The sequence below is a fragment of the Endozoicomonas sp. ALD040 genome (genome assembly GCF_049275945.1).
GTDB lineage: Bacteria > Pseudomonadota > Gammaproteobacteria > Pseudomonadales > Endozoicomonadaceae > Endozoicomonas_A.
Genome location: NZ_CP184829.1, coordinates 3,529,955 through 3,545,573, shown reverse-complemented (window position 1 = coordinate 3,545,573; position 15,619 = coordinate 3,529,955). Strand labels below are relative to the sequence as shown.

The window sequence follows — 15,619 nt, the reverse complement described above, 5'->3', positions numbered from 1 at the left end:
ACACCTATTTTCTTGATCTATCCTTCCACTCTGTAGACCAGAATGCAGGGATGGAATTATTAAACACTCACTTTTTGCAATACCTCTGTTGATGATACTCTCGTGTTTTGTTGTCTGTCAGGCTGATCCATGGACAGAACCGTTTATTATCAGGTTTGAACAAAATAAAGGTTCTCCACTACGGAACTTTTCTATAAAGCTTGACCGTCAAACATTGCCGGGAAGTCCCTCAGACATTGCCCACACAAATGGCTTTACAGAATCAGATTCTCTGCCTGATGAAAAACGACAAAGACCTGGTGATTATGGAGTAAAAAAGGCCATCATTGAGTCGATTTCATGGCAATGTCTTCACGCCAGTCATCTTCTGGTCGGTTATCAGCTGATCCTGACTAACAAAAACACACCTTCAGACTCCATCTCTTATTCATGGCTACCTGCAGAAGTGGTTGTCGCTATCGATTGGCTTCTAAAAAGCTATTGGAACCGGGACTCACCGCTGCTTAACCCGTTTGAACAACAGGAGGCGACATGTATGTTGACACAGAGGTACCAACCGTTTTCAGCCATCACTATGACGTTTGGCTCCAGAGATAATCAACAACAATATCAGCTATCAGAATCATCGGAACAGCCAGCTTCGCAAGCCAGCCACCAGTCTACAGGCGATTTAAACAGTCTCCAGTACTCTAACTCTGGCGACGGTAACAAAAGTCCGGAACAAAACCTGCATAGCTTGGGTTTAAATTGTTTTGTTCATCCCTGTCGTGGCGTATGTAAACTCCAACAATCAACCGATAGCAAGGAGCGAGCTGAATTACACTTTGGGGAGACCTCTGCCCCGATAAAGACTTCGGATGCAATGACAGAAAAACAAGCCGCTGAACCAGAAGCAATACCCGGACAAAGACTGTTTACTCATTTGGAGAATAGACACTACCTCAGTTGCATAGGCCATTCTGATTCTGTAAAAGCTACACATTCCGAACAAAAATCACTGTTCAAACTATGGAATGATTTTTCTGACATTTACCCGCCATTTTATAGTGACCAATTATTTGAGCCACAGCCGCATGATATTAATGGTCATCTGGCCAATAGCATTAACTCTTTAGACGGGGTCGCCTCAGACGGGGTCGCCTCAGACGGGGTCGCCTCAGACGGGGTCGCCTCAGACGGGGTCGTCTTAGACGAGTTCACCTCAGACGAAGCCGCCCTGGAAGGAGCCTCCTTCGACGAGGTATCCATAGACTCAATGGGTACTGTGGCTGCTTTTAGCACATTCCCCGCCGGGTCACTCAACCATGAAATGTCAATATCCGGAAATTGGTCTTCCATCACTAATGAATTTTCGGTCATTGACAGTCCATTTGGACCAGATCGTTTTCTCGAAGAAAACATTTTACCCCCTACATTTATCAAGTTCTCCCCCCTGAAAGGAGCTTCAGAAACACAACAAAACACCACTGAATCATCTCATTCGGTTCAGAGCCAACCTCATCTTTCCTGGACAGGCGTAGAAGGGGCCGATAACAAAAGCAAAATCAACACCGGGCAAAAAACCTGCAACGTGAACGTGGTCGGGGAGGATGGCAAGCAGAGGCCTTGTGGATCAGTCTTCAAGAATGCTAAATCGCTGTCATCTCACAAGCACAGATACCACACCGAGCAAAGAATTTGTAACTTGACTGTAATCAGTAAGAAGGGGCAGAAACAGCCATGTGGGAAGATCTGCAAAAATACTGGAAGCCTGTTGGATCACAAAAATAGAGTCCACAGTGGGCAACAAACTTGCGGCCTGACCCTGGTCAGGGAAGACGGCCAGTCACAGCCATGCGGGGTGGTCTTAAAAAATGCAAATGCTCTGGCGAATCACAAAAAAAGAGACCACACCGGGCAACAAATCTGTCACGCAATAGTGACCGGGAAAGACGGCCAACAGCGATCATGCGGGAAGACCTGCAAGAATGTAAAGGCCTTCTACATTCACAAAAGCAATTACCATGGCGGGCAGCAAGCCTGTGGCTTGACGGCGGTCTCAGAAGATGGCCAACAGCGGCCATGCGGGATAGTCTGCAAGAATCCTCATGCCCTTGCGGTTCACAAAAGAATTGCCCACACCGGGCAACAAAGCTGTGATGCAAAAGTAGTCGGGAAAAATGGCCAACCAAGGCTATGTGGGATCATCTTCAAGAATTTCAATTCTTTGTCATCTCACAAATCGAGAATCCACAGCGGGCATCAAACCTGTGACGTGACCGTCGTCGGCAAGGATGGTCGGCCGGGACCATGCGGGAAGATCTGCAAGAATGCTGGCGTCCTGTCGAATCACAAAATAAAACATCGAAAACGCAAGCCTGTTGATATGGACCAGGACAATGACCCCGATCATCCATCAGGTAAAGAGAAAAAGTAACGACCAGTAAAGCGTTTCAATGAAGTTTCACCCGTTACAACCTTTGGTTTTTAACAAAGTTTATTTAACAGTGGGTCTTTAAAGGAAATTCTTTGACAGAAAAGCACGCTCATTTTCTTGATCTATCCTTCCTCTCTGAAGACCAGAATGCAAGGATAGAATTATTAAATGCTCACTGTTTGCAATGACTCTTTTGATATCACTGTCGTTTTTTGTTGTCTGTCAGGCTGATCCATGGACAGGACGATTTATTATCGAGTTTGAACTAAATTCAGGTTTTCCAAACCGCAGCTTTTCTGACCAACACAGATTACCGGTCAACCCATCAGACATCGCCGAAAAAAAAGACTATACGGAATCCGATTCGCTTTCTGATATCAAACGACAGCAAACTTACATTTGCAGAGAAAAAACGACCTTCATCAAGTTCATTTCGTGGCAATGGCTTTACGCCACTCACCTGATGGTTGCTTATGGGCTGACCCTGAGCACCAGATATGCTCCTTCAAGCTTCATTTGTTACTCATGGCTACCTGTAGAAGTGATTGTCGCTGGCGGCTGGCTTTTAAAAAGCTATTGGAAACCGGATTCATCGCCGTTTTATCCTTTTGCACGACAAGTGTTATCTATATTGACACAGGAGGATCAATGTTTGGCGATCATCACCATGATGCCTGGCTATGGACGTAACCAACAACAAGGTCAACCATCAGGATCATCTGACCAGCAAGCCCCCCAAACATATACTCATCCTTTAGTCCATCTGACCAGTCTTTTGTTTTCCAACTTTGGCGATGGTAACCAGGGCCCTCAACAACACCAACATACGTTGGATTCGAATTGTTTCATCCATCCCTGTCATGGCCTATGCAGATTCCGACCATTGTCCGATTCGTCCAACAACGGAACTCTGAACTCCTTAAAGAGTTCGACTGGGCACACAGAGGCAACACCCAGACAAGACTCATGCCCGCATTTTGCCGATACAACCGCCTCTGCCGGGAAAGTAGTCTGCAATGTGATTATGGTCAGGCAGGATGGCCAGCTAAGGCAATGCGGGACGGCCGTTAAGAATGCCAAAGCCCTCATGTCTCACAAAAGCGGATACCATACCGGGAAAAAAAACTGTGACATGCCCCTGATCGGAGAGGATGGCAGGCAGCGACCATGCGGGAAGCTCTGTAAGAATGCTCACGCCCTGTCATGTCATAAAAACAGATACCACTGCGGGCAAAAAACCTGTGATGTGAATCTGGTCGGTGAGAATGGCCAGTTGCAGCCATGCGGGAAGGCCTGCATTAATTCTAAAACCCTGAAAGAACACAAAAGAAGAGACCACAGCATGCAACAAACCTGTGTCGCGATCATGGTCGGGGAGGATGGCCAGCAGCGGCCATGCGGGAAGACTTTCAAGAATATAGAAACCCTCTACTCTCACAAGAGCAAATACCACAGCGGGCAAAGAGCCTGTGACGAAACAGTAGTCGGAAAGAATGGCCAACAGCAGCGATGCGGGAAGACCTTCAAGAATGCACAAACCCTCTACACTCACAAAAACAATTACCACAGCGAGCAGCAAACCTGTTGCCTGACCGTGGTCGGGGAGGATGGGCGGGAGCAACAATGCAGCAAGGTCTGCAGGAATGCTAAAGCCCTCTCGAATCACAAAAGAAGAGACCATACAGGACAACAAACCTGTGATAAAACCCTGGTCTCAGAAGATGGCCAACAGCGACCATGTGCAAAGGTCTGCAGGAATTTTGGAGCCCTGCAGGCTCACAAAAGAAGAGCCCACACCGGTCTACAAACCTGCGACACTACACTAATCGGAAAGGATGGCCAAGCAAGACCCTGCGGGGTAAATTTCAAAAATCTTCAATCTCTTTTATCTCACAAAAACAGATACCACACTCAGGAAAAAACCTGTGACATGACCGTCGTCGGGAAGAATGGCCTGCAGCGCCCATGCAGGAAGGTCTGCAAGAATGCAGGATCCCTGTCGGATCACAAAAGAAGACATCGAAAACGCAAGCCTGTTGATGTGGACCAGGGCGATGACCTCAGTCATCCAGAAAGTAAAAAGAAAAAGTAACGACCAGTACATGGCTTCAATTAGGTTTACCGGGTGCAAGCTTATTTTCTTGGGCTATCCTTCCTCTCTGTAAACCAAAATGCAGGGATAGAATTATTAAACGCTCGCTCTTTGCTCTGACACTATTGATGGTATTACCGGTTTCTTTCGTCTGTCAGGCTGAACCATGGACAGGACATTTTATTATCGAGCTTGAACAGAATTCAGGTTTTCCAAACCCGAGTTTTTCTATCAAGCGCGATCAACTCACATTATCTGGAAACCCGCCAGACATCACCGACACAAACGACTATGCAAAATCCGATTCGCCGCCTGATGACAAACGACACATACCTGACGATTATCAGGTAAAAACGACCCTCATTGAGTCGATCTTCTGGCAATGGCTCCACGCTGCCAAGCTGCTGATTGCCTACGAACTGATCCTGACTACCAGAGACGCTCCTCCAGGCTCAAAACGGCTACCTGTAGAAGTGGTTGTCGCTGTCGGCTGGCTTTTAAAAAGCTACTGCCCCCCCTGTTCACCGCTGTTTAATCCAATTAAACTGCAAGCGGTATCTATGTTGAAACAGGATGAGCTCCCGCTTGCAATCACCATTACGATGCCTGGCTATAAACATGAACAGCAAGGTCAACCATCTGAATCATCTGACCAGCAAGCTCCCGAAACACCTGCCCGCCCTTCAGGTTATTTCTCCAGTCATCTGTCTTCTGATTATGGCGACGGTGACGAAAGTCCTCGACAACACCAACATACGTTGGATTTAAATTGTTTCGTTCATCCGTGTTATGGTCTATGCAGATTCCGACCTCCATCGGACAGCGGAGCGCTGAATTCCGTGGAGAGTTTGATTTGCCAAATAGAATCAGCACTCAGACAAGGGCCATGCCCTCATTTTGCCAATAAAAACTGCTATCGTTGCAATTTAATGGATGGGGTCGCCTCAGACGGGGTCGCCTTAGACGGGGCTACCTCAGACGGAGTCGCCATAAAATCAATGGGTGCAGTGGCAACCCATACAAACGCCTCTGCCGGGAATGCATTCTGCAACATGATGGTGATCAAGCAGGATGACCCGCTGCAGCAATGCGGGATGATCCGCAGGAATGCTAAAACCCTTTCGGATCACAAAACAAGAGACCACGCCGGGCAACAAACCTGTGATATGACCCTGGTCTCAACAAATGGCCAACAGCGGCCATGCGGGAAGGTCTTCGCGAATCCTGCCAGCCTGAGGGTTCACAAAAGAGGTGCTCACACTGGTCAACAAACCTGTAACGTAACAGTGGTCGGGAAAAATGGCCAACAGAGGCTATGCGGGGTAGTACTCAAAAATCTTCAATCTCTGTCATCTCACAAATCCAGAATCCACAGAGGGCAACAAATCTGTGATGTGACCGTGGTCGGGAAGGATGGCGAGCGGCGACTATGCAGGAAGGTCTGCAAAAATGCCGGAGTCCTGGCGAATCACAAAAGAAAACATCGAAAACGCGAGCCTGTTAACTTTGAACAGGAGGATGACCTCTGTCCTCCGAAAGGTAAGAAGAGAAAGTAACGACCAGTATGGCTTCAATGTGGTTTTACCACGTGCAACCTTTGATTTTTAACAGCGTTTTTTAAAAAAAAGTTCTTTGACAGAAAAGCAAGCTAATTTTCTTGATCTATCCTTCCTTTCTGTAGACCAGAATGCAAGGATGGAATTATTAAACACTCACTCTTTGCAATACCTATATTGATGACACTGTCGTTTTCTGTCGTTGGTCAGGCTGAATTTTGGAAAGGTCATTTTATTGTCGCGCTTGAACTGAATGCAAGTTGTCCAAATCTGAGTTTTTCCATCAAGCGCGACCAACCTGGATTACCGGGAAACCCGTCCGACATTGCTGACACAAACAACTATGCAGGATCTGACTCTCTAGCCGAAGACAAACGACAAAGAGAAGATGGCTATGGAGTTCAAATGTCCCTCAATGAGTTGATTTCCTGGCAGTGGCTTCATGCCACTAATCTGCTGATTGCTTACGAACTGACCCTGTCGACCAGAGACGTTCCTCTAAGCTACCCCCCTTTTACACGGCTGCCTGTGGACGTGGTTGTCGCTATCGGCTGGCTTTTAAAAAGCTATTGGACCCCCAATTCACTGCTGTTAAACACAATTGAAAGACAATCGGCAGTTATATTGAAAAAGCGGTATCAACCATTTTCGATCACCACTGTGATGGCAGGCTGTGAACATGACCAACAAAAAGGACAACCATCAGAATCATCTGTTCAGCAAACCCCCGCCACTCACATGTGCCCTCCAGGCCATTTCACCAGCATACTGTTTTCCTCTTCTGAGGAAGGGAACGGAGACCCTCAGCAATACCAACATACGTTGGATTTAGACTGTTTCGTCTACCCCTGTAATGGCATTTGCAAATTTCGACCATCATCCGAAAGCGGAATGCTGGATTTCCTGAACAGTTGGACAGACGACACAGAATTGACATACGGACAAAGCTCATACCTACAATTGGCCAATAGACCTTCCTATGGTTGCCTCAGTCATTCTCAGACTGAAAGCACTGGACATCACCAGCAAAACTCACTTTTGGAAGCATTGAATAATCCCCCCGCCATTCAACTGCAATATACTTCTGGACAACTCATTCGGACACACGACACTGATGGCAACCGACCCTATAATCGCAGCTCTTTTGACGGGGTCGCCTTAGACGGGGTCGCCTTAGACGGGGTCGCCTTAGACGGGGTCGCCTTAGACGAGGTCGCCTTTGACGGGGTCGCCTTTGACGGGGTCGCCCTGGACGGGGCTGCCTTAGACGGGCTCGCCCCGGTCTCAATGGGTGTAAGGACAGCCACAGCCCTGGTCAAACAAGAAGCCTGCAACGAAATAGGGACCATGAATAATGATCAACATTGGCGCTACGGAATGGTCAGTGAGAGTTCTAAAGCCATGACAGAACACAAAAAAGCAGCCCACAGCGGACAACAAACCTGTGCTGTAACCACAGTTGGAAAGGATGGCCAGCAACAACCATGTGGGAGGCTTTTTAAGAATGTCCGGTCATTGTCAAGTCATAAAAGCAAATGCCACGGTGGGCAAAAAACCTGTGACATGACAGTGGTCGGGGAGGGTGGCCAGGAGAAGTCATGTGGGACAGTCTGCAGGAATCCTGAAGCCCTGCGGACTCACAAAAGAATTGCCCACACCGGACAACAAACCTGTATCGTGATCGTGGTCGGAGAGGATGGCCAGCCACGACCATGCGGAACGGTCTGCAAGAACAAAGAAAGCCTGATCTCTCACAAAAGCAAAATCCATAGTGGGCAACAAACCTGTGCCGCGACAGTGGTTGAGGAGGGTGGCCAGCGGCGTCCATGCGGGAAGATCTGCGAGAATGCAAAATCCCTCTACACTCACAGAAGCCTATGCCACAGCGGGCAACAGACCTGTGTCTTGACCGTCGTCGGGGAGGATCGTCAGGAGCGACAATGCGGGAAGGTCTGCAAAAATGCTATAGCTCTGTTGAATCACAAAAGAAGCAAACATGCCAGGCAACAAACCTGTGGTGTGATCCTGGTCAGCATGGATGGTCAGCGGAGGCCATGTGGGAAGGTCTGCAGGAATCCCGGAGCCCTGCAGAATCACAAAAGAATTGCCCACACCGGACAACAGACCTGTAACTTAACAGTCGTCGGGAGGGATGGCCAAACGGGGCAATGCGGGGGAGTTTTCAAGAATCTTCAATCCCTGAAATCTCACAAACTCCGGATCCATAGTGGGCAAAGAACCTGTGACGAACCCGTCGTCCGGGAGGACGGCCAGCAGCGGCCATGCGGTAAGGCCTGCAAGAATAATGCAGCTCTAATGTATCACAAAGGCATACATCGAAAACGCAAGCCTGTGAATGTGAACCAGACCGGTGACCTCAGTGCAACTGAAAGTAAGAAGAAAAAGTAACGACCATTAGACGACTTCAATGAGGTTTTACCCAGCGCAACCTCTGATTTATGGCAGAGGTTTTTTACAAGAAGTTTTTTGACAGAAAAGCACACTTATTTTTGATCTATCCTTCCTCTCTGTAGACCAGAATGCAAGGATAGAATTATTAAACACTCACTCTTTTCAGCAGCGTTGTTGTTGCTCCTGTCCTTCCCTTTCATCTCCCGGGCTGAGTCGTTAACAATACATTTTATTATCGAGCTTGAACAGAATACAGACTTTCCACCTGATAAGAAACCATACAGAGCCACCAGTTATGGCGTGAAAACGTTCCCTTTGAGCTCCAGGCCCTATTCATGGGTACCAATAGCAGCCTTTGTTGATGTCGGCCAGCTTTTAAAAAGCTATTGGAATCCGGACTCAGCCCTGCTTAACCCTATTGAACAAATGGAGGCGACCTCTATGCTGACACAGGGAGATTACTCGCTTGCGACTATCACTGCGATGTTTAGCTCCGGGCAAAACCCAGCACAATACCAACAATCAAAATCATCTGGCCATCAAGCATCACAAGCTAACAAACAACCTGCAGGCTCTTTCATTAGCCCTCTGTATTTTGGTTCTGGCGGCGGTAAAGGAGGCCCGCAAAAGCACTCACATACTTTGGGCTTAAATTGTTTCATCTATCCCTGTTATGGCGTTTGTCGATTCCGATCATCATTCGATAGCAGAGCATCCGCCGGGTGGCCTCTGGGTTCAGTTGGAAGCTCGACAGACCACACAGGGGCGTTACCTGAACAAAGTTCATGCCCTCATTTGGCTAATGGATACTGCTTTAGTTGTATAGGTCATTTTGATTTTCTAAACGCTACAGACTTCCGACAAGGTTTGCCTTTCGAGAGCATGGAGTTTTTTTCTGACATTCAACTCCAATGTACATCTGTCCAACTATTTCAGGCGCATAGCATTGTTAGCAACCCAACCAGAAGCTGCAACTATAAAGAAGAGGTTGATTCAGGTGAGGTCAATATAGAGGAGGCCGACTCAGACGAAATCGACGTAGAAAAGATCGACTCAGACGAAATCGACGTAGAAAAGGTTGACTCAGACGAAATCGACGTAGAAAAAGTTGACCCAGCCACAATAGGTCCCAGGTTAACCTGTAGAGTAGACCCTTCCAGGCAGCGAAGCTGTGAAGTGGTCCTGGTCAGGAAGGAGGGTCAGAAGCAACTATGTGGGGTGCTCTGCGTGAATGCGAAAGCCTTGCAGGAACACAAAAGAAGAGAGCACGGCGAACAAAAAATCTGTTACCTGACCAGAGTCGGAAAGGATGGTCAGCAGCAGAGATGTGGGATGGTCTGCAAGAATCCTAAAGCCCTGTCGGATCACAAAAGAAAAGACCACTCCGGGCAACAGGCCTGCGACAAGATCGTTGTCACAGAGGATGGCCAGAAGCGACTATGCGGGAAGATTTGCAAGAATATTCAGGCGCTTTCATGCCATAAAAGCAGATACCACACCGGTCGCAAAACTTGTAACCTGACCGTGGTCACAGAGGATGGCAAACAACGGCAATGTGGGTTGACAGTGGCGAATGCTCGCGCCCTGGCGGATCATAGAAGTAGACACCACACCAGGCAAAAAACCTGTGACTGGATAGTGATCGGAAAGAATCGACAGCAGCGACTATGCGGGAGAGTCTGCAGAAGTACCAGAGCCCTGTCGGATCACAAAAGAAAAAACCACAATGGGCAAAAAACCCGCGACGTAACAGTGGTGTGGAAGGATAGTCAGCGGCGGCCATGCGCGATGGCCGACAAGACGACCCAGGTCCTTTACAGTCAAAAAAGAACACATCGAAAACGCAAACCAGTGCCTGACGATAACTCAGGTCTCTGACAGAAAAATTCACTTATTTTTTGATCTATCCTTCCTCTTTGTAAACCAAAAGACAAGGATAGAATTGTTAAACACTTACTCTTTGCGACACCGCTGTTATTGCTGCTTTCGTTGTTTGCAGTCTGTCAGGCCGAACCCTGGACAGGACGGTTTACTGTCGAGCTTGAACAGGATACAGATTCTCCGGGCCAGAGCTTTTCTATAAAGCATAATCAACATACATCGTCAGGCAATCCATCCGATATTGCTCACAAAAACGGCTGCACAAGATCAGCTTCGCCGTCTGGTGAAAAACGACAAAGATCGGGCAGATACGAGATTAAATCGACCATCATTGAGTCAGTTTCGTGGCAATGGTTTTGTGCGGTTCATCTGTTGGTTGCTTACGAACTGCTCCTGACCACCAAAAACAACCCTCTAAACTCCAGCCCTTATTCGTGGGTACCTTCAGAAGTGGTTGTCGTTGTCGGTTGGCTTTTAAAAAACTATTGGAATCCCGATTCACCTTTATTTGACCCAATCGAACAACAGACGACATCCATGTTGACACAGGAGGATTATCTGTCTCAGATCCTCATTACCATGTATGGCTATGGACAAAATCCAACACAACATCAGCCATCAGAAGCATCCGGTAAACAAACCCCACAAACCACTAATCTCCCAAAAGACTCTCTCACTAACCCGCTTTATTCTGACACTGGCGGCGGTAACGGGGGCTCTGAACAACTCTCACATACTTTAAGTTTAAATTGTTTCGCTCACCCCTGTAACGGCGTTTGTCGATTCAGACCATCAACCGATGGCAAAAGGCCCGCTGAATGGACGCTGAATTACCAGGAAATCTCGTCAAACTGCACAGAAACGCACCCCGGACAAGGCTTATACCCTCATTTTGCCAATGGACATAACCCCTCCCAACGACAAGCGCATCAGCCTGATGATGCAACAACGCTCAAGCATTTACCTGTCAACACTGATGATTTGGTTATAATCAGCGGATTGCTCAATCTACGTAATCAAAGTTGTCCCGAAGAATCCGAAATCTCCTTCACGCTTAGCCATCTCACATCCCGTGCGGGGATTTCAAAAACAGAACAAACAGTCACTCACTCATCCCAATTGGATCAAAGCTCATCCCATATTTCCCGGACAAACAGAGTACAAGCCATAAACAATAACGAACAACCAGCCTGTGGCTTAACAATAGTTGGCGAGAATGGCCAGCCGCAGCCGTGCAGGACAATCTGCAAGAATGTTAATGCCTTGTCGGTTCATAAAAGCAAATACCATACCGGACAAAGAGCCTGCTACGTGATGGTGGTCGGGGAAAGTGGCCAGCAACAGCAATGCGGAAAGATCTGCAAGAATGCCAGTGCACTGGCAAATCACAAAAGAAGAGAACACACCGGAAAACAAATCTGTGGCGTAACGGTGGTCCTGGAAGATGGCCGGACACGACTATGCGGGACGGTGTGTAAGAATGCCGATACCCTGTCTACTCACAAAAGAAGACACAAAACCGGTCAACAAACCTGTAACGCGACCGTTGTCGGGAGGGATGGTCAGCAGCAGCCATGCGGAAAGGTTTTCAAGAATGCCTGCACGCTGGCGGATCACAAATACAAATATCACCGCGGCCAACAAACCTGTTCTATGTCCATGGTTGGAGAGGATGGTCTCTCGCGGCCGTGCGGGACGGTCTGTATGAATACTTATTCACTGATGAATCACAAAAGAAGATATCATACCGGACAACAAACCTGTGACCTGAACGTGATCGGCGAGAACGGCCAACAGAAGTGTGGGAAGGTCTTCATGAATGCCAAAGATCTGTCGACTCACAAAAGCGCCTGCGATACCAGACGACAAACCTGTATGCTGCCAGTAACCGAAGACGGTGCCCAGCCGCAGCCATGCGGAAAAGTCTGCAGCAATAAGAGTAAGCTGGCGGGTCACAAATACAAACACCACAGCGGGCAGCAAACCTGTTATATGACCGTGGTCGGAGAGGATGGCCTTCGACGATATTGCGGGACTGTCTGGAAGAATCCTAACTCCCTGATGAATCACAAAAGAAGACAACACACCTCAGAACAGACCTGTTACGTGACAGTGATCGGGAAGGATGGTCGGCAGCGGCGATGCGGGAAGGTCTGCAAGAATGCAAGCTCGCTGGCGGATCACAAATACAAATATCACAGCGGGTACCACACCTGTCATATGAACGTGGTCGGAGAGGATAGTCTCCCCCGGCAATGCGGAATGGCCTGGAAGAATGCCAATTCCCTGACTAACCACAAAAAAAGATACCACACCGGACAACAAATCTGTGACGCGACCCTGGTCGGTGAGAATGGCCAGATGTATTCATGCGGGAAGCTCTTGAATAATGCAAAAGCCCTTTCGGATCATAAAAGAATACATCGAAAACGCAAGCCTGTTGATGCAGACAGGGACAAAGACCTCAACCCTTGATCTGACAGCAGCCATTTCATGAGGAAGACAAAAAAACACGCTTATTTTCTTGATCTATCCTTCCTCTCTATATCCCGGAACGCAAGGATAGAATTATTAAACTCTCACTCTTTGCGGCACTGCTGTTGCTACCGTTGCTGTCTTTCGCCAGTCAGGCCAAAGCATGGACAGGGTGCTTTACTGTTGAGTTTGAACAGAATACGGGGTTTAAAAAACAAAAATTTTCTATAAAACCTGACCGGCCCACATTGTCGGCATTGCCGGGCAACCCGTCAGACGTCACTGACACACGCGGCTATGGAGGATCGTATACACGGCCCGATAAAAAACAACACAATTCGAGTGGTTACCGGGTAAAAACAACCATCGTTGCGTCAATTTCGTGGCACTGGCTTTACACCACGAATCTGCTGGTTGCTTACGAGCTGATCCTGACAACCAAAACTTCCCCACTGAGCTCCAGCAATTATTCTTGGGTACCTGTAGAGGTGGTTGTTGCTGTCGGCTGGCTTTTGAAAAGTTACTGGAACCTCGATTCAGCCCTGTTTAACCCGTTGGAACAACTCAGTCTGAGCGAACAACAAGAGACGACATCTTTGTTGAAACAGCAGGACCATCCGTTTGCGTCCATCATCACTGTCTACGGCTCTGGATATACCCCACCGCAATATCAGCCTCCAGAGTCATCCGGCCAGCAACCCCCACAAACCACTCCTCTGCCTATAGGCTCTCTCACTAATCCGCTATATTCTGGCACTGGCGACGGTAACGGGGATCCTGAACAAATCCTGCATACTTTAGGTTTAAATTGTTTCGTCTACCCCTGTCATGGCATTTGTCAATTCCGATCATCACCCGAAAACAGAGGGGCCAATAAGTGGCCACTCAATGATGATGCGCCAATGTCAGGACATTTGCCTATCTCCTCTGATGACTGGGCTATGGTTAGAGGGTTACTCAATCTACGTGGTCATAGTCTTCCTGAAGAAACCGGTATTTCCTGTATACCTATCCCTTCAACAGAGACTTCGGTAGCACAACCAACAAGACAATCATTCCAATCGGGGCAAAGTCCACCTCATCTTTCCCAGACAGGCAAATTACAAGCTTCGGAAACGCTTGAATTAGCTGGAACTTCACCTTCGGGTTGTTTTCCTTTTAAAGGAGATACCCACTGCCGACGAGCCCTGACGAATCACAAAAGTAAACGGCAGGCGGGGGAAAAAACCTGTGACGTGACCATGGGGGATGACCAGCAGCGGCCATGCGGGACAGCCTGCAAGAATGCTCTATACCTCCAGAAGCACAGAAGAAAGGACCACACCGGACTTCAAACCTGTAGCATGGCCATAGTCGGGAAGAATGGCCAGCGGCAACCATGCGCAAAGATCTTCAAGAACGCTCAAGCCCTGTCGGTTCACAAAAGCAAATACCACTCCGGGCAAAAAACCTGTGACGTGGCAGTGCCCGGGGAGGATGGCCAGCAGCAGACATGCGGAAAGATCTGCAGGAATGCTCAAGCGCTGTCGGATCACAAAAGCAGAACCCACACAGGACAAAAAGTCTGTGATTTGACCCTGTTTTTGGGGAATGGTCTTAAGCGGCCGTGCGGAAAAGTCTGCAAGAATACGCTAAGTCTCCTGGAGCACAAAAGAAGCGCCCACGCCAGACAACAAAAACAAACCTGCAGAGTGCTCATCGTCGGGAAGGATGGTCAGCAGCAGCCATGCGGGGCAGTCTGCAAGAATGCCAGACACCTCTTTGAACACAGAAGAAGCGCCCACACCGGACCACAAACCTGTAGCATTACCGTAGTCGGGAATGACGACCAGCAGCGACCATGCGGAAGAGTTTACAAAAATGCCAAAGCCCTGTCCGATCACAAAAGCAGAGTTCACAGCGGGCGAAAAACCTGCAACGTGACCATAGTCGGGGAGGATGGTCATCAGCAACCATGCGGGAGAGTCTGCAAGAGTGCTGTATGCCTCATGGAACACAGAAGAAGTGCCCACACCGGACTGCAAACCTGTAGCATGATCATAGTCGAGGAGGATGGCCAGCAGCGACCATGCGGAACTATTTGCAAAAGTGCCAAAGCCCTGTCGGATCACAAAAACAGAATCCATAGTGGACAACGAACCTGTGACCTGATCATAGTCGGTAATGATGGCCAGCAGCGACCGTGCGGAAGTGTTTGCAATAGTGTCAAAGCCCTGTCGGATCACAAAAGCAAAATCCATAGTGGACAACAAATCTGTGACGTGATCATAGTCGGTAATGATGGCCAACTGCGACCATGCGGGAGTGTCTGCAAAGGTGTCAAAGTGCTGTCGAATCACAAAAACAGAGTCCATACCGGACAACAAACCTGTGACGTGATTGCGGTCGGGAAGAATGGCCAGCAGCAGCCATGCGGAAAATTATACAAGAATCTTGGCAGCCTGCAGGATCACAAAAGAAGAGAGCACGGCGGGCAAAGAACCTGTAACCAAAAAGTGGTCGGGGAAGACGGTCAGCAGCGGCTATGTGGAACGGTTTGTCAGAATTTTCAAACCCTGTCAAAACATAAAAGAATACATCGAAAACGCAAGCCTTTTGATGCAGGCCTCAACAATGACCCCAGCCCTTGATCTGATGCCTGCCCTTTCATAAGAAAGACATAAAAAGAGACTTATTTACTTGATCTATTCTTCGTATGCCAGAAAACAAGGATAGAACCATTAAACGCTCACTCTTTGTGGCAGCACCGTTGTTACTACTTTTGTTCTCTGTCGTCTATCATGCAGA

At 48.2% G+C, this 15,619-nt stretch carries 7 protein-coding genes; all 7 read left to right on the top strand.

What is annotated here, in order from left to right:
* The first annotated feature begins 91 nt into the window (after positions 1 to 91).
* The 7 genes from ACOJUN_RS13080 to ACOJUN_RS13050 all read left to right on the top strand — a co-directional run bounded on the left by ACOJUN_RS13080 (position 92) and on the right by ACOJUN_RS13050 (position 15,462).
* Positions 92 to 2,416, top strand: a complete 2,325-nt coding sequence (locus ACOJUN_RS13080) for a hypothetical protein (protein ID WP_422132379.1) — start codon at positions 92 to 94, stop codon at positions 2,414 to 2,416.
* Positions 2,417 to 2,600: 184 nt separating this feature from the next.
* The gene (locus tag ACOJUN_RS13075; protein WP_422137033.1) at positions 2,601 to 4,508 is read left to right on the top strand and encodes a hypothetical protein; all 1,908 of its coding nucleotides are present in this window, start codon (positions 2,601 to 2,603) and stop codon (positions 4,506 to 4,508) included.
* A gap of 128 nt (positions 4,509 to 4,636) precedes the next feature.
* Positions 4,637 to 6,064 (top strand): hypothetical protein, encoded by a 1,428-nt coding sequence (locus tag ACOJUN_RS13070; protein WP_422137032.1) that lies wholly within the window; start codon positions 4,637 to 4,639, stop codon positions 6,062 to 6,064.
* A 180-nt stretch (positions 6,065 to 6,244) separates the two neighbouring features.
* A complete protein-coding gene (locus tag ACOJUN_RS13065; protein WP_422137031.1) occupies positions 6,245 to 8,473 on the top strand; it encodes a hypothetical protein in 2,229 nt (742 codons plus the stop codon).
* Positions 8,474 to 8,650: 177 nt separating this feature from the next.
* Complete coding sequence (locus tag ACOJUN_RS13060) at positions 8,651 to 10,354, top strand: hypothetical protein (protein ID WP_422137030.1); 1,704 nt, start codon at positions 8,651 to 8,653, stop codon at positions 10,352 to 10,354.
* Between the two features lie 111 nt (positions 10,355 to 10,465).
* Positions 10,466 to 12,832, top strand: a complete 2,367-nt coding sequence (locus ACOJUN_RS13055) for a hypothetical protein (RefSeq protein ID WP_422137029.1) — start codon at positions 10,466 to 10,468, stop codon at positions 12,830 to 12,832.
* A gap of 125 nt (positions 12,833 to 12,957) precedes the next feature.
* Positions 12,958 to 15,462 carry a hypothetical protein gene (locus tag ACOJUN_RS13050; RefSeq protein WP_422137028.1) on the top strand — a complete coding sequence of 835 codons (2,505 nt, stop codon included), beginning with the start codon at positions 12,958 to 12,960 and terminating at the stop codon, positions 15,460 to 15,462.
* Positions 15,463 to 15,619 lie beyond the last annotated feature (157 nt).

Excerpts from the sequence above, each read along its gene's own strand:
- ACOJUN_RS13075 (WP_422137033.1), top strand. The coding sequence starts at position 2,601 with ATGACTCTTTTGATATCACTGTCGTTTTTTGTTGTCTGTCAGGCTGAT.
- ACOJUN_RS13065 (WP_422137031.1), top strand. The coding sequence starts at position 6,245 with ATGACACTGTCGTTTTCTGTCGTTGGTCAGGCTGAATTTTGGAAAGGT.
- ACOJUN_RS13080 (WP_422132379.1), top strand. The coding sequence starts at position 92 with ATGATACTCTCGTGTTTTGTTGTCTGTCAGGCTGATCCATGGACAGAA.
- ACOJUN_RS13070 (WP_422137032.1), top strand. The coding sequence starts at position 4,637 with ATGGTATTACCGGTTTCTTTCGTCTGTCAGGCTGAACCATGGACAGGA.